The sequence below is a fragment of the Flagellatimonas centrodinii genome (assembly GCF_016918765.2).
Taxonomy (GTDB): domain Bacteria; phylum Pseudomonadota; class Gammaproteobacteria; order Nevskiales; family Nevskiaceae; genus Polycyclovorans; species Polycyclovorans centrodinii.
Window position 1 is genome coordinate 3,017,387 of the sequence record NZ_CP092104.1, and the last position, 19,364, is coordinate 3,036,750.

The 19,364-nt window shown below is 61.8% G+C and carries 21 protein-coding genes and 2 tRNA genes; 12 read left to right on the forward strand and 11 right to left on the reverse strand.

From position 1 onward, the window contains the following. Window positions 1-175 precede the first annotated feature (175 nt). Entirely contained in the window at window positions 176-403 is a 228-nt protein-coding gene (locus tag JN531_RS14555; RefSeq protein ID WP_228349582.1) for an MbcA/ParS/Xre antitoxin family protein, read from the forward strand. A gap of 188 nt (window positions 404-591) precedes the next feature. Here the strand turns inward: JN531_RS14555 and JN531_RS14560 are convergent, their stop codons facing one another. Together JN531_RS14560 and cadR are read right to left on the reverse strand one after the other, a co-directional pair. Next, window positions 592-921, reverse strand: coding sequence for a YnfA family protein (locus JN531_RS14560; protein WP_029891647.1), 330 nt, complete (start codon window positions 919-921; stop codon window positions 592-594). Beyond that, entirely contained in the window at window positions 921-1,382 is a 462-nt protein-coding gene (gene cadR, locus JN531_RS14565; protein ID WP_052378933.1) for a Cd(II)/Pb(II)-responsive transcriptional regulator, read from the reverse strand. The genes JN531_RS14560 and cadR overlap by 1 nt, the downstream gene beginning before the upstream one ends. 74 nt (window positions 1,383-1,456) lie before the next feature. Between cadR and JN531_RS14570 the strand changes: the two genes are divergently transcribed. The 11 genes from JN531_RS14570 to JN531_RS14620 all read left to right on the forward strand — a co-directional run bounded on the left by JN531_RS14570 (window position 1,457) and on the right by JN531_RS14620 (window position 12,117). Then, window positions 1,457-2,098 carry a cation efflux transmembrane domain-containing protein gene (locus JN531_RS14570; RefSeq protein ID WP_029891649.1) on the forward strand — a complete coding sequence of 214 codons (642 nt, stop codon included), beginning with the start codon at window positions 1,457-1,459 and terminating at the stop codon, window positions 2,096-2,098. Further along, a complete protein-coding gene (locus JN531_RS14575; protein WP_029891650.1) occupies window positions 2,085-2,381 on the forward strand; it encodes a hypothetical protein in 297 nt (98 codons plus the stop codon). Before JN531_RS14570 ends, JN531_RS14575 begins: the two co-directional genes overlap by 14 nt. Then, window positions 2,381-2,779, forward strand: a complete 399-nt coding sequence (locus JN531_RS14580; protein WP_029891651.1) for a hypothetical protein — start codon at window positions 2,381-2,383, stop codon at window positions 2,777-2,779. The genes JN531_RS14575 and JN531_RS14580 overlap by 1 nt, the downstream gene beginning before the upstream one ends. Before the next feature lie 57 nt (window positions 2,780-2,836). Further along, window positions 2,837-4,093, forward strand: coding sequence for a TolC family protein (locus tag JN531_RS14585; RefSeq protein ID WP_228349584.1), 1,257 nt, complete (start codon window positions 2,837-2,839; stop codon window positions 4,091-4,093). Between the two features lie 14 nt (window positions 4,094-4,107). Continuing rightward, the gene (locus JN531_RS14590) at window positions 4,108-5,262 is read left to right on the forward strand and encodes an efflux RND transporter periplasmic adaptor subunit (RefSeq protein WP_052378935.1); all 1,155 of its coding nucleotides are present in this window, start codon (window positions 4,108-4,110) and stop codon (window positions 5,260-5,262) included. After that, window positions 5,252-5,884 (forward strand): cation efflux transmembrane domain-containing protein, encoded by a 633-nt coding sequence (locus JN531_RS14595; protein WP_052378936.1) that lies wholly within the window; start codon window positions 5,252-5,254, stop codon window positions 5,882-5,884. The genes JN531_RS14590 and JN531_RS14595 overlap by 11 nt, the downstream gene beginning before the upstream one ends. After that, window positions 5,877-9,026, forward strand: a complete 3,150-nt coding sequence (locus JN531_RS14600) for an efflux RND transporter permease subunit (RefSeq protein ID WP_052378937.1) — start codon at window positions 5,877-5,879, stop codon at window positions 9,024-9,026. The genes JN531_RS14595 and JN531_RS14600 overlap by 8 nt, the downstream gene beginning before the upstream one ends. Beyond that, a complete protein-coding gene (locus tag JN531_RS14605) occupies window positions 9,023-10,354 on the forward strand; it encodes a fatty acid desaturase (protein ID WP_084154989.1) in 1,332 nt (443 codons plus the stop codon). Before JN531_RS14600 ends, JN531_RS14605 begins: the two co-directional genes overlap by 4 nt. Before the next feature lie 322 nt (window positions 10,355-10,676). Next, window positions 10,677-11,210, forward strand: coding sequence for a glutathione S-transferase N-terminal domain-containing protein (locus JN531_RS14610; RefSeq protein ID WP_228349585.1), 534 nt, complete (start codon window positions 10,677-10,679; stop codon window positions 11,208-11,210). Window positions 11,211-11,220: 10 nt separating this feature from the next. Continuing rightward, window positions 11,221-11,604: a hypothetical protein gene (locus JN531_RS14615; RefSeq protein WP_228349586.1), complete on the forward strand. Its 384-nt coding sequence runs from the start codon at window positions 11,221-11,223 to the stop codon at window positions 11,602-11,604. A gap of 48 nt (window positions 11,605-11,652) precedes the next feature. Continuing rightward, window positions 11,653-12,117 carry a hypothetical protein gene (locus tag JN531_RS14620; RefSeq protein WP_228349587.1) on the forward strand — a complete coding sequence of 155 codons (465 nt, stop codon included), beginning with the start codon at window positions 11,653-11,655 and terminating at the stop codon, window positions 12,115-12,117. A 217-nt stretch (window positions 12,118-12,334) separates the two neighbouring features. Here the strand turns inward: JN531_RS14620 and JN531_RS14625 are convergent, their stop codons facing one another. From JN531_RS14625 to JN531_RS14660, 9 genes are all read right to left on the reverse strand, one after another. Then, window positions 12,335-13,396: an NAD-dependent epimerase/dehydratase family protein gene (locus JN531_RS14625; RefSeq protein WP_228349588.1), complete on the reverse strand. Its 1,062-nt coding sequence runs from the start codon at window positions 13,394-13,396 to the stop codon at window positions 12,335-12,337. Window positions 13,397-13,442: 46 nt separating this feature from the next. Next, a complete protein-coding gene (locus JN531_RS17455) occupies window positions 13,443-13,640 on the reverse strand; it encodes a helix-turn-helix transcriptional regulator (protein WP_366522384.1) in 198 nt (65 codons plus the stop codon). A gap of 98 nt (window positions 13,641-13,738) precedes the next feature. After that, a complete protein-coding gene (locus JN531_RS14630; protein WP_228349589.1) occupies window positions 13,739-15,040 on the reverse strand; it encodes a tyrosine-type recombinase/integrase in 1,302 nt (433 codons plus the stop codon). 185 nt (window positions 15,041-15,225) lie between these two features. After that, window positions 15,226-15,299 (reverse strand) — tRNA-Cys (locus JN531_RS14635). Between the two features lie 69 nt (window positions 15,300-15,368). Further along, window positions 15,369-15,444: transfer RNA gene (locus tag JN531_RS14640), tRNA-Gly, on the reverse strand. Window positions 15,445-15,518: 74 nt separating this feature from the next. Then, the gene (dksA, locus tag JN531_RS14645) at window positions 15,519-16,217 is read right to left on the reverse strand and encodes an RNA polymerase-binding protein DksA (RefSeq protein ID WP_239795311.1); all 699 of its coding nucleotides are present in this window, start codon (window positions 16,215-16,217) and stop codon (window positions 15,519-15,521) included. Between the two features lie 162 nt (window positions 16,218-16,379). Further along, window positions 16,380-17,321 carry a BLUF domain-containing protein gene (locus JN531_RS14650; protein WP_228349591.1) on the reverse strand — a complete coding sequence of 314 codons (942 nt, stop codon included), beginning with the start codon at window positions 17,319-17,321 and terminating at the stop codon, window positions 16,380-16,382. A 1-nt stretch (window position 17,322) separates the two neighbouring features. Continuing rightward, the gene (locus tag JN531_RS14655) at window positions 17,323-17,736 is read right to left on the reverse strand and encodes a response regulator (protein ID WP_228349592.1); all 414 of its coding nucleotides are present in this window, start codon (window positions 17,734-17,736) and stop codon (window positions 17,323-17,325) included. Further along, window positions 17,726-19,285, reverse strand: coding sequence for a sensor histidine kinase (locus JN531_RS14660; protein ID WP_228349593.1), 1,560 nt, complete (start codon window positions 19,283-19,285; stop codon window positions 17,726-17,728). The genes JN531_RS14655 and JN531_RS14660 overlap by 11 nt, the downstream gene beginning before the upstream one ends. Window positions 19,286-19,364 lie beyond the last annotated feature (79 nt).

The following is a 19,364-nucleotide window of genomic DNA, read 5'->3' on the forward strand; positions in this document are numbered from 1 at the left end:
CCGCGACCGCACAGTTGCAGGCGCGCTAAAAGTAACGCCATAAAGTTTAAACAGTAGAAGAGCAGAAGAGCAGAAGAGAAAAACAGAAGAACAGAAGAACAGAAGAAGATAAGGGTTGGGACATTGCGGCCCAGGTCTGCTATCAATGCGGCACACCGAGTGCGAGCAGATCCACATGTGCCGTTCATCAACAGTAAAAACCATAGACCTCAAGCGGCAGCCCATCCCCGAGAGCGTGCTCAACGCCGCTACCGACGCATTCGGCAGTGAGGCAATGGCCTACCTCGACGCGCCTAACTACGCGCTTGGCGGGCGCAGCCCCAGAGAGCTACTCAAGACCACCGATGGTCAACGGACCGTATTGAACGAAATACAGGCGCATGTTGGCGGAGGGCCCATTTGAGCGGACGAGGGGATGGGTGGGTGACCGGCAACAAGGTGCCATTTGCTGCCACTCGCGAACATCCGGTCTGGGCCGACCGAATGTCGACGAAGCGATACGACCGATTGTTGGCAAGAGACATCAGGCCCATTCCCTTTGCCAACAATAGTTTGGTGCGCGGCGTCGATTGGGCGAGCGGTTCCCCGGTCTCAACGAAAAGATGCCGCTACAAGGATGCTGCAGCCCAGCGCGATGGTGCCGACGCCGGCCACATCGAAAACGGTCGGCGTTACGCGATCCACGATCCACAGCCACGCCAGCGCGGTGCAGGTATACACACCGCCGTAAGCCGCATACACGCGACCCGATTCCGCGGGGTGTCGCGTCAACAACCACGCGAAGGCCATGAGGCTGAGCGCGGCGCCTGCAAGCACCCAAAGACTGGCACCGCGCTTGGCCCACAGCAGCACCAGATAGCAGCCGACGATTTCCGCGACGGCAGTCAGAACAAACAGTCCCAGCGTGGTCGTCCAGCTCATTAATGGCCCCTGTTCGGTCCATGCACGCCGGCACGGCGAGATGCCGTTCGGGATTTCGTGGGCGTGGCCAGGCCTTGCAAGATGCCGCATTCCTTCGACGTGCCCGGCGCGTCGCAGCGTGCGCGCAGGTCCTTGAGCTGGCCCTGCAGGCTGCGCAACACGCGGATGCGTTCGGCGACGTGGCCGATGTGTTCGTCGAGCACGGTGTTGACCTCGGCGCAGCCCCGCTCCGGCGCGTCACGCAGTCGCAGCAGGTTGCGGATTTCCTCGTGGGTCATGTCCAGCGCCCGGCAGTGCAGGATGAATCCCAGTCGCTGGCGCTCGGCGTCCGAGTAAAGACGGTAGTTGCCCTCGCTGCGGGCAGGCTGCGGTAGCAGCCCCTCCTTCTCGTAATAGCGGATGGTCTCGATGGCGACCGACAGATGACTCGCCAGCTCACCGATGCGGTAGGTCTTGGGCATGTGCTGCTCCGGGGCTTGACCCTGAAGTTACTACAGGCTGTCCAATACGGTCCATCGTCCACGTCGGGATTCCGATGGCTATTGATTTCTGTGCTTCCAATTGTGCCTCGAACGTGCTGGTTCCGCCGCGCTATCGCCGAGTGCTGTGGATCGCGTTATGCGTGAACCTGGCGATGTTCGGGGTGGAGCTGGCGGCTGGCTGGGGAGCGGGCTCGGTCTCACTGCTGGCCGACGCCGTGGACTTCTTTGGCGATGCCGCGAACTATGCGGTGTCGCTGTTCGTGCTGTCGATGGGGCTGGCCGCTCGCGCCCGCACGGCACTGCTCAAGGGGCTGTTCATGGGCGGCTATGGCGTCTATGTCCTGGGTCATGCGAGCTGGAACGCGCTGCACGGGGTGGTGCCAGAGCCGCTGACGATGGGCCTCGTCGGTGGCCTGGCCCTAGTCGCGAACCTGAGCGTGGCCTGGCTGCTATACGCCTACCGCGAGGGGGATGCCAACATGCGCTCCGTGTGGCTGTGCTCACGCAACGACGCCATCGGTAATGTCGCGGTGATGATGGCGGCGGTGGGCGTCGTTGGAACTGGTACTGCCTGGCCGGATCTCACCGTAGCGGTCGGGATGGGCCTACTGGGCCTCTGTGCCGCGCGGCAGGTCATTGCGCAGGCACGCGTTGAACTTGCATCGACCCGGGAGGTGCGCCGTGCTCACGCCTGAATTGACCTATACGGCCTTGCTGATCGTGCAGGCCCTGCATCTGCTGCATCACCGTCTGATCAAGCGACACATCAGCTCTGCGGAAGTGGTGTCGGCGGCGGTGCTGTGCGTACCGCCCACGGTCGCGATCCCCGTCGGCCTGCTGATGGGCACGCACCTGACGCTGATCGCCGTGCAAATCGTCGACAGCGTGTGGGTTCGGACGCTGTCGCCGAGCTGGTCGTCGTCGCCCGGCGATCCGCGCGCCCTGAATGCTGTCCCTTCCGTGATAGCCTCTCAGTGATGACCCGCATGCCCGCCATCTGGTTGCTGTGCCTCGGCCTCGCGCTGACGCGGATGCTCGGTCTGCACGCGCACGCCTGTGCTGGCCTGGAAAGCGCGGGCCACGAGCACGAGGCGCCGCACTACGCTGACGCGGGGCTCCTGTTCGGCGAGTTCCACGTTGATGATCATCCCGACAACCTGGAATTGGAACTTTCGGCGGCGCTGTCGCCGGCCCAGTTCCAGCTCGACCTGAGCGCCGACGAACCTGTGCTGCACTCAGCCGACATCGCCGATCCTGTCGCGGCCTCGGGCGGACTGACGGTGCTCACCGCGCGCGGACCGCCCGACGCGCACGAAACCCGACCGCCTCACTTCGCACCGCCGCTGCGCGGTCCGCCCTCGATCTCCCTCGCCTGAACCCACCCCTTGCCCTGATCCCAGGGCATCCGTTCACGCTGCACGGGAGTTCCCCTCATGTTTCGATTCACCGCCACCGGGCGCTTCGCGCTCGCGGCACTGCTGGCTTTTGGCGCGGCCAGTGCCGCGCTTGCAGCCGAGGTCCCTCTGACCTTGCGCGAAGCGTTATCACGCACGTTGCAATCCAATCCAGACCTAGCGGCCTATCAATACGTACTCAAGGCGCAAGACGGCCTCGTCACACAGGCGGGCCTGAAGCCGAACCCCAGGCTGACGGCCGATCTGGAGAACGTGCTCGGCACCGGCGACACCAGCGGCTTCGATGCTGCCGAACTCACCATTGGGCTGAGCCAGTTGATCGAACTGGACGGCCTGCGCGACAAGCGCGTCGCCAGTGCCCGCCTGGAACGTGAAGGCCTTGAAGTTGAGGGCCACATAGCGCGCCTGGACTTGCTGGCCGAAACGGCCAGACGATTCGTCTCGTTGGTCAGCCAGCAAGAGGAACATCGTCTCGCACATCTGGCTGTGGAGCTTGCAGACAAGACTGCGGCAGCGGTGAAGCGCCGCGTGGAAGCAGCCAAATCGCCCGAGGCGGAGCTGGATCGGGCGGCTGTGGCACTCGAACGCGCCCGCATCGCCGATGCACATGCCGAGCACGAACTGCTCGCCGCGCGCTCCGATCTGGCGGCGTCCTGGGGCGCGGCGATGCCTGATTTCACCGAGGCTGCGGCCGACCTTTACCAGCTTCCCGAGATTGCGCCGTATCCGGATCTGCTCACTGCGCTGGAACGCACGCCTGATCTGACGCGCTACCTGAGCCAGGCCCGTCTGCGTGAATCGGAAATTACGCTGGCGCTGGCCAGCCGCCGCCCGGGCATCGAGATCGGTGCGGGCCTGCGCCGGCAGCAAGCGGTCAGGGACACCGCGCTGGTTTTTTCGGTGGGCATCCCGCTGCTGACTTCTGATCGCAACCAGGGCCGCATCGCCGCAGCCGAGGCACTCAGGGACGGCGCCGAAGCGCAACGCATTGCAGCGCTGGTGAATGCGCGGGCCCAACTGTTCCGCAATCATCGCGAGCTGCTTGACCTGCGGCAGCAGGTGTCCGCGCTGCGCGAGCGTGCCCTGCCCCAGATTGAGGCCGCGCTCAAGAAGACCGAATACGCCTACGAGCGTGGACGCTACAGCTACCTCGAACTGGTGGACGCACAGCGCGAGCTGGTGGCGGTGCGCGACAGCCTGATTGATGCAGCCACCGCCTACCACCTGACCCTGATTGAAATCGAACGGCTCAGCGGCCTGTCCGCCAGCCGCTAAAGGATCGCTCCACCATGAAGACCATCACCTACTCCGCCTTATTACTGACGCTCGGGCTTGCCCTGACGGCCTGCGGTAAGCCGAATGAACCCGCCCACACCGACGAGGAAGGGCACGCTCACGATGACGCGAAGAGTCATTCCGAGGCCGAGCCGCACAACGAAAGCGAAGGCCATCACGAAGGAGATCGCCACGAGTCAGCAGGCGAAGCCAACCACACTGACGAAAAAGGCCATGCCCACGATGACGCGGAGGGCCATTCGGAGAGTGATCCCCACAACGAGCGGGAGGATCACAGCGAGGGGGATCGCCACGAACAAGGCGAAAGCGGCCACACCGAGGAAGAAGGCCATGCCGAAGCGCTGAACCTCAGCGCTGAGGCCCGCGCGGCCGCAGGCCTGGTGATTGCACCCGCCGGGCCCGCGATGTTGAGGGAAACCCTTTCTCTCTATGGCGTGGTCAAGCCCAATCCCGAACGCGTGGCCAGTGTCACGGCCCGTTTTCCCGGCATGGTTCGCAGCGTCAATGTGCAGATCGGAGACACCGTCAAACGCGGCCAGTCACTGGCCACCGTCGAAAGCAACGAGAGCTTGCAGGTCTACACCGTCAGCAGTCCACAGGGGGGTGTGGTGACTGAACGATTCACCAATCCCGGTGAGCAGGTTCAGGGTCAGCCGCTGTTTACAGTGGTGGATCTGTCCACAGTGTGGGTTGAGTTGTCGCTGTTCCCGCGAGATCGATCTCTTGTGAAAGTGGGCCAGAACGCTCGGGTGCAGACCGCCGACCGGGGATCGACCAGCGAGGGCCGTATCGTGTTCGTGTCACCGCTCTCAGTCAGTGCCACACAGAGCCTCACTGCGCGGGTCGAGCTGGAGAACGCTGACGGCCGTTGGGCCCCAGGTCTTTACGTACAGGCCGAGGTGGCCATCGGCGAGGCTCAGCTTGCGCTGGCCGTGCCGGAAGTCGCCCTGCAGGAGCTGGAGGGTCGGACGTCCGTATTTGTCGAAGACGCTGGCGGATTTGAATCACGGGTCGTAAAGACAGGCCGCCGTGACGGCGACGTTGTCGAGATTCTGGACGGCCTCACGGCGGGTGAAGCGGTGGTGGGTGAGGGCAGCTTTGTGCTCAAGGCAGAGTTGGGCAAGGGGGAGGCCGAGCATGGGCACTGATCATCAACCAGCCATTGATGCAAACGACCATGCGCAGCGAAAGGTGCTGCTCTGGGTTCTGGTGCTCAATGCCGGGTTAGGGGTCACGCTCCTGATCGGCGGACTTGCTTCAGATTCCAGCAGTCTCATCGCCAATTCTCTAGACAATTTTTCCGACGCCGTGGCCTACGCCGTCAGTTTCCTCGCGGTGACGCGGGGTGCCCGGTGGAAGGCGGCGGCTGCCGCGATCACGGGGGTCATGCTTCTGCTGCTGGCCGGAGGTGTGATTGTTGACGCGCTGCGCCGCTTTGTCAGCGGCTCCGAGCCCTTGGGCATGTCCATGATGATGCTCGCTGCGGTCGCTGTTGCCATCAATGTCCTATGCGTCAAATTGCTCCGCAGCCATCGGGGAGAGGACGTTAATCTGCGCGCGGCGTGGACGATGAGCCTCAACGACTTCGTCTCCAATTTCGGCATTTTCGCTGCGGGTGGACTGGTGCTGGTCGTCGGCAGCAACTGGCCAGATCTGGCCGTCGCTTTTTGCATTGCATTGGTCGCCGTTTACGGCGGCATCAGCACCCTTCGCGACGCTGCGCAGACGCAGCGCGCCGCGAGCTCCAACAAAGGACACGCTCATGATTGAAGCCATTCTGCGCTTCGCCATCGCTCGTCGCGGCGTGGTGATGACCCTCATGCTCGCGCTCATTGCGCTGGGCATCTACAACTACCAGCGCCTGCCGATTGATGCGGTCCCCGACATCACCAATGTCCAGGTGCAGATCAACACCTCTGCCCCCGGCTACACGCCGCTGGAAGTTGAACAACGCATCACCATCCCCATCGAGACTGCAATTACCGGCCTGCCGGACCTGGATTACCGGCGCTCGCTATCGCGCTATGGCCTCTCACAGGTAACCGTGGCGTTCAAGGAGGGGACTGATCTCTATTTTGCCCGCCAGCTCATCAACGAGCGCCTTCAGCAAGTCCGTAACCGCCTGCCCGATGGGGTGGAGCCCGCGATGGGGCCCATCGCGACAGGCCTCGGTGAAATTTTTCTCTACACCGTCGAGGCCGATCCTGATGCGCGGCAGCCAGACGGCAGCCCTTACGACGCCACTGCGCTGCGCACCCTCCAGGATTGGGTGATCCGTCTGCAGTTGTTGCAGGTGCCAGGCGTCACCGAGGTGAACTCCATCGGCGGCTACGCCAAGCAGTTTCACGTGCAGCCCGATCCGGCGCGTCTGCTGTCCTACGGTCTGACCTTCGAAGACGTGGTGCAGGCAGTGGAACGCAACAATGCGAACCAGGGCGCGGGTTACCTCGAACGCAACAAGGAGCAACTGCTGGTCCGCATCCCTGGCCGGGTGAGCGGCATTGGTGATCTGAGTCGCCTGGTCATTGCGACGCGCGACGGTCAGCCGATCACCATTGCGGACGTGGCCGAGGTCGCGCTGGGCAAGGAACTGCGCACCGGTGCCGCCACGCGCGATGGCCACGAAACCGTCCTGGGGACGGCAGTGATGCTGGTTGGCGAGAACAGCCGCGCCGTTGCAAAGGCGGTCGCCGAGCGCCTGGTCAAGGTCAACGAGTCACTACCTGATGGCGTGCGAGCGGTGCCGGCTTACGACCGCACCGTGCTGGTCGACAAGGCCATCGCCACCGTGCAAAAGAACCTGCTGGAAGGCGCGCTGCTGGTGGTCGTCATCCTGTTCCTGCTGCTGGGCAATCTGCGTGCGGCCCTGCTCACGGCGCTGGTGATTCCGCTGGCCATGCTCATGACCATCACCGGCATGGTGGAGACCCAGGTCTCTGCCAACCTGATGAGCCTGGGCGCGCTGGACTTCGGCCTGATCGTGGACGGCGCGGTGATCATTGTCGAGAACTGCCTGCGGCGACTCTCCCAACAGAGTCTGGAAGGCGCGACCCTGAGTCTGAAGGAGCGCATGGAAACGGTTTACGACGCGACCGCCGAAGTCATCCGGCCCAGCCTGTTTGGCGTGTTCATCATCACCGCCGTTTACCTGCCGATCTTCGCGCTCGAAGGCGTGGAAGGAAAGATGTTCCACCCCATGGCGCAAACCGTGGTGATGGCGCTGATCTCCGCGCTGTTCCTGTCGGTGACCTTTGTGCCGGCCGGCGTGGCGCTGCTGTTCCGTGGTCCGGTGAAGGAAAAGCACAACGTGATCCTGCATGCCGCACGTCGCGGCTACGAGCCGCTGCTGCGGTTTGCGCTCAAGGCGCGCGTTGCATTTGTGGTCGGTGCGGTCGTGCTGGTACTGGCCTGCGGCTGGCTTGCCACACGCCTGGGCAGCGAATTCGTGCCCAGTCTTAACGAGGGTGACATCGCGGTGCAAGCGCTACGCATCCCGGCCACCGGGCTGACGCAGTCGGTGGAATTCCAGAAGCAGATCGAAACCCGCCTGCTGAAATTCCCCGAGGTGCTCACCGCCTTCGCCCGCACCGGGACGGCCGAGGTGGCCACTGATGCGATGCCGCAGAACATCTCCGATGGCTACGTGATGTTGAAGCCGCGCGACCAGTGGCCAGATCCAGGCAAGCTCAAGTCGGACCTAGAAGCGGAGATGCAGACGGCGCTAGAACAAATCCCGGGCAATGCCTATGAGATGAGTCAGCCGATCCAGTTGCGCTTCAACGAGCTGATCACCGGTGTTCGCTCGGACTTTGCAGTCAAGCTCTACGGCGATGATCTGGATCTGATGCTCAGCACCGGCAACCAACTTGCCCAGGCGGTACGCGACGTCGACGGTGCTGCTGACGTGAAGGTCGAGCAGGTCGCAGGGCTGCCCGTTCTTTCAGTGATGCCGCGCCGCGATGCACTGGCCCGCTACGGGCTGACCATTTCGGAAGTGCAGGCTGTTGTTGCCACCGCGCTCGGCGGTCGCGAGGTCGGCTCGGTGTTCGAGGGCGATGCACGCTTCGATATTGTGGTCCGCCTGCCGGAAGCGCTGAGACAGGATTTGCGCGCCCTGCAGAGGTTGCCAGTCCCTTTACCCCAAGGCGGCCACGTGCCGCTACAGGAAGTGGCGAGGCTGGACATGGCTCCCGGTCCGAACCAGGTCAGTCGCGAAGACGGCAAGCGACGGATCGTGGTCACTGCCAATGTGCGTGGGCGTGATCTGGGCAGTTTTGTGGCCGATGCGCAGGCCGCCATCGCGCAGGTGAATGTGCCGCCGGGGTACTGGCTGGACTACGGCGGCACCTTCGAGCAACTGCAGTCGGCGTCCAAACGCCTGTCCATCGTGGTGCCGGTCACGTTGGCGCTGATCCTCGGGCTGCTGGTGCTGGCCTTCGGCTCCATCCGTGACGCACTGGTGATCTTCAGCGGCGTGCCGCTGGCGCTGACCGGCGGCGTGCTTGCGCTGTGGCTGCGCGGCATCCCGTTATCGATCTCGGCGGGCGTCGGCTTCATCGCCCTATCCGGCGTCGCCGTGCTCAACGGCCTGGTGATGGTCAGCTTCATCCGTAGCCTGATGGGAGAGGGCAAGTCACTGGACGACGCGATCATCGAGGGCGCACTGACCCGTCTGCGGCCGGTGCTGATGACCGCGCTGGTGGCCAGCCTCGGCTTCGTGCCGATGGCGCTCAACGTCGGCACCGGCGCGGAGGTGCAGCGTCCGCTGGCCACGGTGGTGATCGGCGGGATCATTTCCTCAACGCTGCTGACCCTGCTGGTGCTGCCGGGGCTGTTCCGCATGGCGCATCGGCGCGAGGCCAGGGCCGTGCTCGCTCCACCGGCCACACCTGTTTCGGAGAGCGCAGCATGAACCTCGGCAAGGATCTCGGCTGGCAGGCGGGCATCTCCATCGTTGGTGTTGCCGTGCTGCTTGTGCTCGGCGTGATTGCGATGGAGAGCTACACGCTGCTGATTCAACGGGTGCCGGAATCGGCGCTGCGCGGGCCGCATGTGCTGTTCGACGCCGCCGTGCTGCTGCTCGCGCTGCTGCTGCTGGATCGCGCCCATGCAACGCCGCGCGCAGCGGACGGGCGCGGTGCCGCTGGCGTCGTGCCGGCCCCGGCGATGCCGTCGCCCCGGTCCGGCACGCGCACGCTCGTCGCGCGTTTCGCCCGTAGTGACGACCGCCGCGCGTCGCTGCAGGTGGCGAGCACGCTGATCCCGCTGGGCCTGCTGTGGTGGCTGGTGGCGGTGGGTCACGGCTGGGCGGTGGTGCTCGCCGTGCCGGTGATGAGCCTGTTCCTGCTGCGCGCGTTTGCACTGATGCACGACTGCGGCCATCGCAGCCTGTTCCGGCGCGGCGCGCTCAATGCCGCCTGCGGCTTTGTGTTCGGCGTGCTCACCGGCATGCCGCAATACGTATGGTCGCGGCATCACGCCTATCACCACGCCACCAACGGCAACTGGTCGAAGTACCGCGGGCCGCTGGGCACGCTGTCGCTGGAGGAGTTCGCGCAGATGAGCCCGGCGCGCCAGCAGCAGTACCGGCGTGCGCGCTGGGTCGGCATGGCACCGCTCGCCGGCCTGATGTACCTGGTGGTCAACCCGCGCCTGAACTGGCTGCGTGGCTGCGCGGCGCTGCTCGTGCATCTTCTGCGCGGTGGCATCGCGCAACCGCAGGTCGGCTGGCGCGCACAGGCGCGCGTGTTCCGAACCCGCCATTGGGCATCAGCGGCAGAGTTCCGCCACATGAGCCTCAACAACCTCGCTCTGCTCGGACTCTGGGCGGCGATGTCCAGCCTGATCGGGGCCTCGCTGTTCTTCACGGTCTATCTGCTGGCCACCGCGCTGGCGGGTGCGGCAGGCATCGTGCTGTTCACCGTCCAGCACAACTTCGACCAGGCCTATGCCAGCGACGATCAGGGCTGGGACTACGAAACCGCTGCGCTCCACGGCACCAGCTTCCTTGTGCTGCCGGGCTGGCTGAACTGGTTCACCGCCGACATCGGCTACCATCATGTTCATCACCTGTGCGCGCGCATCCCGAACTACCGGCTGGCCGCCTGTCACGCGGCGCATGCCGAGCGGTTCACCGAGGTGCGCCGCCTGAGTCTGGCCGACGTACTGCCCTCACTGCGCTGCCTGCTCTGGGATCGTGAGGTGCGGCGCATCGTGTCCATCGACCGCGGCGCGCGATGAGCGCGGGGCACGCCCACGGACGCAGCGCCAGCGAACGCGCGACGTGGATCGCGTTCGCACTCACCGGCGGCTTCATGCTGGCCGAAGTCGCGAACGTGTGCTGAGCGGCCATTTGTTCAGCATCGCGAATGACAGGTTTGGGCTGACTCCAGCCGATGCATGGCTTATAGCGTGGCGACGCTTCGGTAAGGTTTCGGGTCGAGGGTCCTCGCCTGGCGCCTGGCGCAACAGGCGGAAACGAGAGCCAACCGACGCTGCGGTCGTGAAGTTGCATTTGTCCGACGACGTTGCATGATGCAGACCTCACAAGGGGACCCAACGGATGAACGAATCAATGATCCTGCATCACTACGATGCTTCGCCTTATGCGGAGAAGATTCGCCTGATGTTCGGTCTGACCCACGCGCGCTGGCAGTCGCTGATCTCGCCGGTGCAGCCGCCCAGGCCGAATGTTGACCCATTGACCGGTGGCTACCGGCGGATTCCGGTCGCGCAGATCGGCGCCGATATTTTTTGTGACTCCACGCTCATTGCACGCGAGATTGCGCGGGCGACGGATTGTCCGGCGCTTGACCCGGCCAACGTTGACGCTGCCACTGCCGAGTTGATGTCTCGGGCCGAGAAGCAGGCGTTCTTCGCTGCAATTACCGCGATTCCGCCGCTACGGTTGCTGGGCACCATGCTGCTGGCGTTTGGCCCCGTCGGCACCTACCAGTTCGCCAAGGATCGGGCCGGTTTGTTGAAGGGTGGCACGGTGCGACCGCCCAAGGGCGCGCAAGCCCAGGCCATCCTGGATTCGTTAATGGAAACGCTGGAAACCCGGTTGGCGACGCAACCGTGGGTGGGTGGGTGGTGACGCTGTGTCGGTGGCCGACTTCACCGTCTATCACCCGCTTTGGCTGTATGTGAGTTGCAACCGCCGTCCGCTGAAGGCCGGGCCAAAGGTGATGGCCTGGTATCAAAAGGTCAGCGACCTGGGGCACGGTCAGCGCGAAGACATCACCCAGGAACAAGCGTTTGCGGCGGCCCGAAACGCAGAACCGCGCCCGCTGCCGGCGAGCGTGGCGGACCCGTCCGTGGCCATTGGCACCCTGGTGGACGTGGCCCCTGCCGACTATGGTCTGGTGCCGGTGACTGGCACGCTGGCTGCCGTGACAGAGGATCGAATCATCGTGGCGCGCAGCCATGCGGATCTGGGCACGCTGCATATTCACTTTCCGCGCGCGGGCTACTCCATCAAGGCGAAGTGACCCAGCGCCCGATGGTGGCACTTCAGCGTCACCTGCAAGGAAGTCGAGATGAAATATGCCCAGTACAAAGAAGACTTGCAGCGCATTCACGAGTCGGAAGTTTACGGGCGGGCGGTGTTCGCCACGGCCGCACGGCTGACACAGAACGCCGAGCGCAAGGCGAAGTGGCTGACCCTGAAGGCACTGGAGGAAGAGACGCTGGCGCGTTATCTGGCGTACGTGACCAAGACCGGCCAGCCTGTGGTCGAGCCGAAAGTCTGGGAGCTGAAAGGATATGCCGAGGGCGTGGCACTGGGGCTCATGCCCTGGAGTCTAGCCATGCGACTCGTGCGTGATGCTACGGGCCCCTTCCAAGAGAGATTCCTCCGCCTGAAGCAGAACAGTGAGAAGCCGGATTTGGAGTTCTTTTCCTACGTCTATGCGCACGAAAAGGCCATCGAGGCTTTCGCAGTGAAAGAGCTGGCCAATGAGCAGGACAGCTTGAAGGCGGTAGAGAGCCTTTTGGCGCGCTAAATCAGACGGCAGGCAAACCAAACCGGCCTTCGCAAGCAAAGGAGCCGTCTTGAAAGTAGCCGCCCGACAAGCTGCTCATGCGATCTACTGAGTTACAGCAGGTTCGTTGGCGTCAATGCCCTGTAGTAGATCGGAAGGGATGCAGTGCGAGTTTTATTGAGGGCAGCGGGTGTGGATGCAGACATGAGTCGATTTTTTTGCACTCGGCTCAAGCTAATCACCTTTTCCTGATTCGCCCGCTCTCAATCATCTGCGCAAAGAAGTCATTCATCGAATCAGACAGTGGGCGGTAAGTCACTTCAAGGATTTCGCGGCTACGTCGATTGTCGGCACGCCATGGTAGATCAACATTCAGGCTAACCATTTTTCGAGTGAAGCCTTTGGTGGTCAGTGGTCCGAACAGCCACACCACCCACTTGGGCAACTTCCTGCGCGGCAAAGGATAGTCGTTGCCGAAGCGGTTCAGTAGACACCTCGCCATTTCGAGAAAACTGGTGTTGTGCCCCGAGACAATAAATCGGCCTTCAGCTTCGGGGAGATAACCAGCCTTAAGGTGAGCATCGGCGAGGTCACGGACATCAACAACACCAAAGCCGATATCTGGAATACCCATCTTCATGGTGCCGTTGCCCATCTGCCGAATGATGTTGAAGCTCTCAGATGTGCCGTCGGGGCGAATCCCCGGGCCGACCACCAACGAAGGATTGATGCAGACCAATTTCCAGCGACTTTGTGATGAGGCAATGGACCATGCCTCCTTTTCGGCCAAAAGCTTCGAGTACGAGTAAGGCTGGTGTTCGACGGATGAGGTGGTATTCCAAAGCGCTTCGGTGAATACCCCGCCCGGTGCCGAGTCAAGGTCAGCGTTGTCTCCGTAAATCGCCGCGCAACTGCTCGTCACGACCACCCGCTCTACGGACGGGGTCTCGTTAACTGACTCGAGCACATTGCGGGTCCCGAAGCGGGCGGGTTCGATGAGCTCTTTGACTGCATCTTTCACATCCAGTGTGAATGGCGATGCCGTGTGAAAGACCACCGAACAACCCTCCATGGCCGCTCGGTACGACCCAGCCTCCATCAGATCAGCCTTAAAGAAGCGCAACGTGCCCGGGGAGTTCTTTGCTAGTACCACCAAGGTGCTGAGCTTTTCCGCTTGTCCTGGGTCGCGGACCGCCGCGTGAACCGTTAGCCCTTCATCTAGCAAACGTTTGATCACCCAACCGGCGACGTAACCCGTCGCGCCGGTCACCATCACTGGTTTCGATGTATCGATTTGCATGATGGTCGTTCTCGATTCTTCCGCTATGTGAAGTCGCTTGGAGCGGTTAATGCTTCAAGGTCGTCGATTCTAAGCGCGCGATCGCCGCCTCTACGTCTGCGACACGCCACCTGGCGCAGCTTCCCAATCGAATGGGTCTTGGAAGAAGACCGCGTTGTACGAGCTTGTAAACGGTCGAGCGGTGTATCGAACAACGTGCTGCGACGGTACGAACATTGACATACTGGTGTTGATGATCAGACATTGAAAATTACTCATGTATTGAGCGCTTTGGCGCTCGAAAGAAGGGAAACGAGCCATCTCAGCCCTCCTTTCTGTCGATCAGCCTTTAAGCTATCTGCTTTAGATTGCTTCCGCAAGAGGAACAACATTGCCAGTTGCGAGGGCATACTCTCGGCTTCCAAAATAATTCGAAAGAAGCGGGGCGGGCTGTTTGAGTCTTGCAGCGTCGAGCCAGTTGGCCCACCACCTCATCAATGCCTTGCGCTGAGAGAGATACTCGGCTGCGTTGTAGGCGGCCTCAGTTTCATCCTCGACCACGTGTCCCAATTGTGCTTCAGCCCAAGAGCGGGGAGCTCCAGCTTCTCTGGCGATGGTGCTGAACGATCCTCGCCAACCATGGCCGGTGTGCTCTTGTCGCGTATCAATACCCATGCGCCGAAGTGCTGCTCCAACGGTAGATTCACTGAGCGGTTTTCCGGGGATCAACCCCGGAAAGATGAACTGATCGGGGTCGTCACGATTAAACGAGTAGGGCCGAATAAGCTCGATTTCGGCGAGTACCTGTGGCGCAAGTGGACAAATCATGATTCTTTTGTCCCTCAGTTTGCGTGTCTTCGCCAGGGTTCGCTTCCATATTGCCTTGTCGAAATCAATTTCTGACCATCTCCAGTGCCTTATTTCTACGGGTCTTGCGGCGACATAGGGCATGACTCGCAGTAGTGTCTGTACTGAGAAGGATCCGGGGTAGTCCCAAGTTGCGCGAAGGATGTCTCCGATCTGATCAGGACAACGAGCGGCCGCAAAGTGCTTGACTGGCTTTTGCCGCATACCCTTTGCTGTTCCGCGTGCTGGATTTGTTGTCGCTCGTCCCCGAGCAACAGCCCAATCAAAGATCTGCTCGATCAGGTTTCGAACTCTATGCGCGGTTTCAATCTTGTCTGCGTTCTCAATCGGGATGAGCGTCGACATCACATCTGCAGTGGTGATGTCGGCTGAGTCGCGGCTACCCAGAACAGGTATGACGTAGATTTCAATTCGGCGCTTCCGTTGTTCGTAGCTCGACTGTTTGAGGTTTGGCTTGATGTGAGCCAGCCAGTCTGTTGCTAGGCAGCCAAAGGATTTCTTGGGCTCCAGTGCAACCCTGCGTGTTTCTGCACGTATTTCGCGCCGTTGCGATGCGGGATCATGACCTTGAATCAGGTCTCCACGGATCAAATCGCGTTGTCTCCTCGCGGCGGCCAAAGACACCGCAGGCCACTGACCTAGCGACATGACGCTTTCCTTCCCATCGCGTCTGTACTTCAGCCTCCATGACTTGCCGCCACTCGGCAGGACTAGGAGGTAGAGGCCGTGGGCGTCGTGTCTTTTGTACTGCTTCTCAGAGACGGGAAGCTTGCGTATTTCAAGGTCGGTTAGAGCCATGTGGGGTCAATTTCAGGCTGCCAGTCAAGATTGGCGGGATGACCGATTTTGACCCCACTTGTGACCCCACTGCAAACGACGATTTTGGGCAGATCAGCAGCGACAGGTGGCTACTGCTACAGACACTAAATTATTGTTTCATAAAGACAAATGGCGCCTTTCGGCGCCATCTGAATTCATGCAATTGGAGGCTGGGGCCGGAATTGAACCGACGTACGCGGATTTGCAGTCCGCTGCATAACCACTCTGCCACCCAGCCAGATCCGGAGCGGACACTGGACCTTCGAAACAAAAAAGCCCCGCTCATTCAACCGGGGCTTGAACATCTTGGAGCGGGTAACGAGGCTCGAACTCGTGACCTCGACCTTGGCAAGGTCGCGCTCTACCAACTGAGCTACACCCGCATCACTGTGTGGCGCGTATTCTAATGACGGCGGGCTTGAAGTCAAGCAATTTCGTCATGCGATAACGCCGAAAGTCAGCGGTCGCGATACTGCGCTTCGACGCGTTCGTCCTGCCCCTTGATGTCGACGCAGACGGTGGCGGTCGGACGTGCCAGCAGACGCGGAATACCGATCGGGTCGCCGGTCTTTTCGCAGTAGCCGTATTCACGGTCAACGATGCGTTTGAGGGCTTCGTCGATCTTGCGCAGTAGCAAGGATTCACGCTCGCGAAGTCGCAGATCGAGCCAGTGCTCTTCCTCCGCGGTAGCACGGTCTGCGGGGTCGGCAAAGATCTCCCGCTGGTGAAGACGCTCCTTGACATCCACTTCTCGCGCCAGGACTTCCGCTCTCATCATCAGCAGGCGCTCACGGAAGAAGGTGAGTTGCGCCTCGTTCATATAGTCGTTGTCCGACATCTTGCGGATTTGCGCCTCGGTCAACGGCCCCTTGGGCGCAGCCGTTGCCTTCTTGGCAGCAGGCTTCTTGGGGGCGGCCTTCGAGACAGCCTTGGACGCGGCGCCAGTGGCGGCAGACTTGGACTTTGCGGCTGGGGTTTTCGCAGTCATTAATTTCGGCTTCGGGGAAGCGCTTGCAGCGGCGCGCTTCCGGGTGGATGAAGGAGTGGCGGCGGCAGCCTTGGTGGCGGTCTTCTTTGCCGGCGTTGCGGCTTTGACCGGTCCGCCGGTCTTTTGGGGCGCCTTGGCTGTTTTCTTGGCAGCCGTGGGCTTCGACACAGCCTTTCGGCTGGCAGTTCGCGAGGGCGATGCGGGTTTCTTCGCGGGTGCACGCGTCGGCATTGGGCGCTCCCAAGGCTGCAGATGAAGGCGGGGCTTATAGCATTGGGGCTCGGGGGCGTCAACGCGATGGGCGGCCGGCGATCGCAGCCGGCAAGGGCCCTACGCGGCTGTCACCATTCGATCGGCAGCGGTTGACAGCAAGGTCGGCAGCATCTGAATCAGGCGGCCCATACCGTCGTGATCGGCACCGGTTTCCGCCAAGGTCTGCTGCAGGGTGTGAATCAGCCGTAGCCAGTTGATCGAGGTATAGGTCAGGTGGGCGTCCATGAAGAAGCTGCCCATGTTCCATTCGGCGAAGCTGCGCACCCAGATGGGCTCATCCACGATGATGCCGATATTGCGGTGACGAGGATCACGTTGCAGGCGGTCCACCAGCGCCATCAGTGCCGATTCCGGGCCTTCAACCACCTGCACGAAACAGGTGCCGGCGACGACCAATGCCCCGGTGATGCCATGTCGTGCGTTGGCGGCCGCCGCATTGGTGCACAGGGTGTAGATCTCCTGCTGGGAGAACGCCCGCGTCGCTTGACTGATGTAAACCACCCGCCGCATCGATTCCGCGGGCACCCCCAGCGCCTGAGCATCACTGGCCGATCGGGTAGGGGCCTGCTGACCCATCAACAGCTGGAGCTCCCGTGGCGTGATTCGGGTACTGAGCAGTCGTTCGACACGAGAGCGAATCATCGACCAGCGGGTAAGGCGTTCGATTTCCTCCGCAGCCAGCCGATCCTTGTTGACGAAGTCAGTGGCGCCGGCGAGCAGCGCATTCTCTCCGAGGGTCTCGATGTTCTGACCGGTGATCACCACGATCGGCAGCCGAACACCACGATTCCGAAGTGCCGCGACCAGATCGAGACCACTTTCGATCCCGAGCCGATAGTCCACATAACAGATGTCCTGCTCGTCGAGCATCGCATGAACGATGTCGGGGTCAGTCGATGTAGTGGTTGTCAGCCGGTATCCGGATGGCATCCGCCGTTCGAACAGCAGAACATCCTCAGGGTCGTCCTCAACCAATAGCAATCGGAATTGGCGGGCCATGTCAGGTCTGAACGCCTACAGCAGGAAACCAGGGCGCAATCAGGGGCGGCAACATCGCCACCAGCTCGCGAAAGGTGTCGGGCTTGACGATCAGGGCCTTCGCCCCGAGCGCCGCGGCGCGCTGGCGATCGCGTGTTTCGGTCGAGGTGGTCAGGATGATCAGGGGAATCTCCGACCAACCGTCCACTGTTGCAATGGCGCCGAGCAGTTCCCAACCGGACATCCGCGGCATATTGAGGTCGACAAGCATCAACGCAGGGGGGGGCTCCTCGGTGGCGATTGCCTGCATCAACTCGATACCGTCTCGTTTGGCGCGAACGGGAACGGCAGGGCAGACCCGGGCCAAGGCCGTCCGGATCAGCAGCAGATCGTCGGGATCGTCCTCAACGATCATCAGGCTGGGCTCATGGTCCATCGAGGCGGTGCTCCACGGCACAGTGGGCACCTTGAAGGGTCACCACGATGGCGGCACCCGCGCCCGGTGCCCCCGACGCCGTGATGGTTCCGCCATGGCGTTCGCAGATCTTTCGGCAAACGGCCAGGCCAACGCCGGATCCAGGAATCTGATCACGCGTATGCAGCCGCTGGAAGATGCCGAATATTCGCTCGGCATACTTGGGTTCGAAGCCGATACCGTTGTCCCGTATCTCTATGACCACTCGAGTCGGATCGTGTGATTCGAGACCCCCGATCTCGATCCGCAGTGGCACCGCAGAATTCCGGTACTTCAGTGCGTTCTCGAGCAGGTTCTGGAACAGCTGGCGCATCTGGGCAGGATCGGCCTCGATGCGGGGCAGGGGAGAGACCACCACCGTGGCGGCGGCATCGCGAATGGCGATATCCATGTCTGCCAAGACTTCTGCCAGAGCATCATCAAGTTCGCACAGACTGAAACTCTCACCATGTGCATTGACGCGTGTGAGCTGCATCAGACTGTCAAGCAAACCCTGCATCCGCTGCGTCGCGGCACTGATGCTTTTCAGGTAGCCCCGGCGCGTATCGTCAATCACGTCTTGCAGGTCGCATTCGAGCAAGTCGCTGAATGCCAGAACCTTGCGCAAGGGTTCTCGCAGATCGTGCGACGCGATCTGCACAAAATGTTCCAGCTCTTCATTGGCGCGCGTCAGGTCCTTCAGTCGTAGTTCACTGATTCTGCGCTCGCTGATATCACGCGTGATCTTGGCGAATCCGATCGGTTCGCCGGCCTCGTTGTGAATCAGGTCGATGATCACATTGGCCCAGAACGTTTCACCGTTCTTTTTTACGCGCCAGGCCGTGTCTTCGAATCGCCCGGTCGTCAAAGCGGTCTGCAGCGCACGTGTTGGCCGACCATCGGCGATATCCGTATCGCTGTAGAACACCGAAAAGTGCCGCCCCAACACCTCGTTCTGCGTATAGCCCTTCAGACGTTGAGCACCTGCGTTCCAGCTACTGATATGACCATTGAGGTCCAGCATGTAGATGGCATAGTCGGTGACGCCCGATACCAGCAAACGGAACCGTCGCTCGCTCTCGCGAAGTTCCTGCTCCTGGGCATAGCTGTCGCTGATGTCACGGGTGATCTTGGCGTAGCCGATCACGATGCCGTGATCATCACGGACCGGATCGATCACGACATGTGCCATGAAGCGGCGTCCGTCCTTGCGTACCCGCCACGCCTTGTCTTCGAATCTTCCACGCTGACGGGCGATTCTCAGCGCTGTCTCCGGGCGTCCCGCCATGCGGTCTTCCGCTGAATAGAAGGTCGAGAAGTGTCGCCCGATGATTTCATCAGCCAGATACCCCTTGAACCGCTGGGCGCCGGGATTCCAGCTGCTGACATATCCGTCGCAGTCGAGCATGTAGATGGCATAGTCGCTGACGCTCTCGACCAGTCGACGATACATCGCCTCGTCGGTGACCTTCGTCTTCCCGTGTCCGGGATCGATGGCGTCGGGTCGCTTGAGCTCGTTCGGAATCACCATGTCATGTCGCCTAGCGTCGACCAGGCGCGGAGCGCACCCGGTGAGGCATCGAGCTTATGCGTGGCCAGTGCTGTCAGGG

Excerpts from the sequence above, each read along its gene's own strand:
- JN531_RS14555 (WP_228349582.1), top strand. The coding sequence starts at position 176 with ATGTGCCGTTCATCAACAGTAAAAACCATAGACCTCAAGCGGCAGCCC.
- JN531_RS14560 (WP_029891647.1), bottom strand. The coding sequence starts at position 921 with ATGAGCTGGACGACCACGCTGGGACTGTTTGTTCTGACTGCCGTCGCG.
- cadR (WP_052378933.1), bottom strand. The coding sequence starts at position 1,382 with ATGCCCAAGACCTACCGCATCGGTGAGCTGGCGAGTCATCTGTCGGTC.
- JN531_RS14570 (WP_029891649.1), top strand. The coding sequence starts at position 1,457 with ATGGCTATTGATTTCTGTGCTTCCAATTGTGCCTCGAACGTGCTGGTT.
- JN531_RS14580 (WP_029891651.1), top strand. The coding sequence starts at position 2,381 with ATGACCCGCATGCCCGCCATCTGGTTGCTGTGCCTCGGCCTCGCGCTG.
- JN531_RS14585 (WP_228349584.1), top strand. The coding sequence starts at position 2,837 with ATGTTTCGATTCACCGCCACCGGGCGCTTCGCGCTCGCGGCACTGCTG.
- JN531_RS14590 (WP_052378935.1), top strand. The coding sequence starts at position 4,108 with ATGAAGACCATCACCTACTCCGCCTTATTACTGACGCTCGGGCTTGCC.
- JN531_RS14595 (WP_052378936.1), top strand. The coding sequence starts at position 5,252 with ATGGGCACTGATCATCAACCAGCCATTGATGCAAACGACCATGCGCAG.
- JN531_RS14600 (WP_052378937.1), top strand. The coding sequence starts at position 5,877 with ATGATTGAAGCCATTCTGCGCTTCGCCATCGCTCGTCGCGGCGTGGTG.
- JN531_RS14605 (WP_084154989.1), top strand. The coding sequence starts at position 9,023 with ATGAACCTCGGCAAGGATCTCGGCTGGCAGGCGGGCATCTCCATCGTT.
- JN531_RS14610 (WP_228349585.1), top strand. The coding sequence starts at position 10,677 with ATGAACGAATCAATGATCCTGCATCACTACGATGCTTCGCCTTATGCG.
- JN531_RS14620 (WP_228349587.1), top strand. The coding sequence starts at position 11,653 with ATGAAATATGCCCAGTACAAAGAAGACTTGCAGCGCATTCACGAGTCG.
- JN531_RS14625 (WP_228349588.1), bottom strand. The coding sequence starts at position 13,396 with ATGCAAATCGATACATCGAAACCAGTGATGGTGACCGGCGCGACGGGT.
- JN531_RS17455 (WP_366522384.1), bottom strand. The coding sequence starts at position 13,640 with ATGTCTGATCATCAACACCAGTATGTCAATGTTCGTACCGTCGCAGCA.
- JN531_RS14630 (WP_228349589.1), bottom strand. The coding sequence starts at position 15,040 with ATGGCTCTAACCGACCTTGAAATACGCAAGCTTCCCGTCTCTGAGAAG.
- JN531_RS14650 (WP_228349591.1), bottom strand. The coding sequence starts at position 17,321 with ATGGCCCGCCAATTCCGATTGCTATTGGTTGAGGACGACCCTGAGGAT.
- JN531_RS14655 (WP_228349592.1), bottom strand. The coding sequence starts at position 17,736 with ATGGACCATGAGCCCAGCCTGATGATCGTTGAGGACGATCCCGACGAT.
- JN531_RS14660 (WP_228349593.1), bottom strand. The coding sequence starts at position 19,285 with ATGGTGATTCCGAACGAGCTCAAGCGACCCGACGCCATCGATCCCGGA.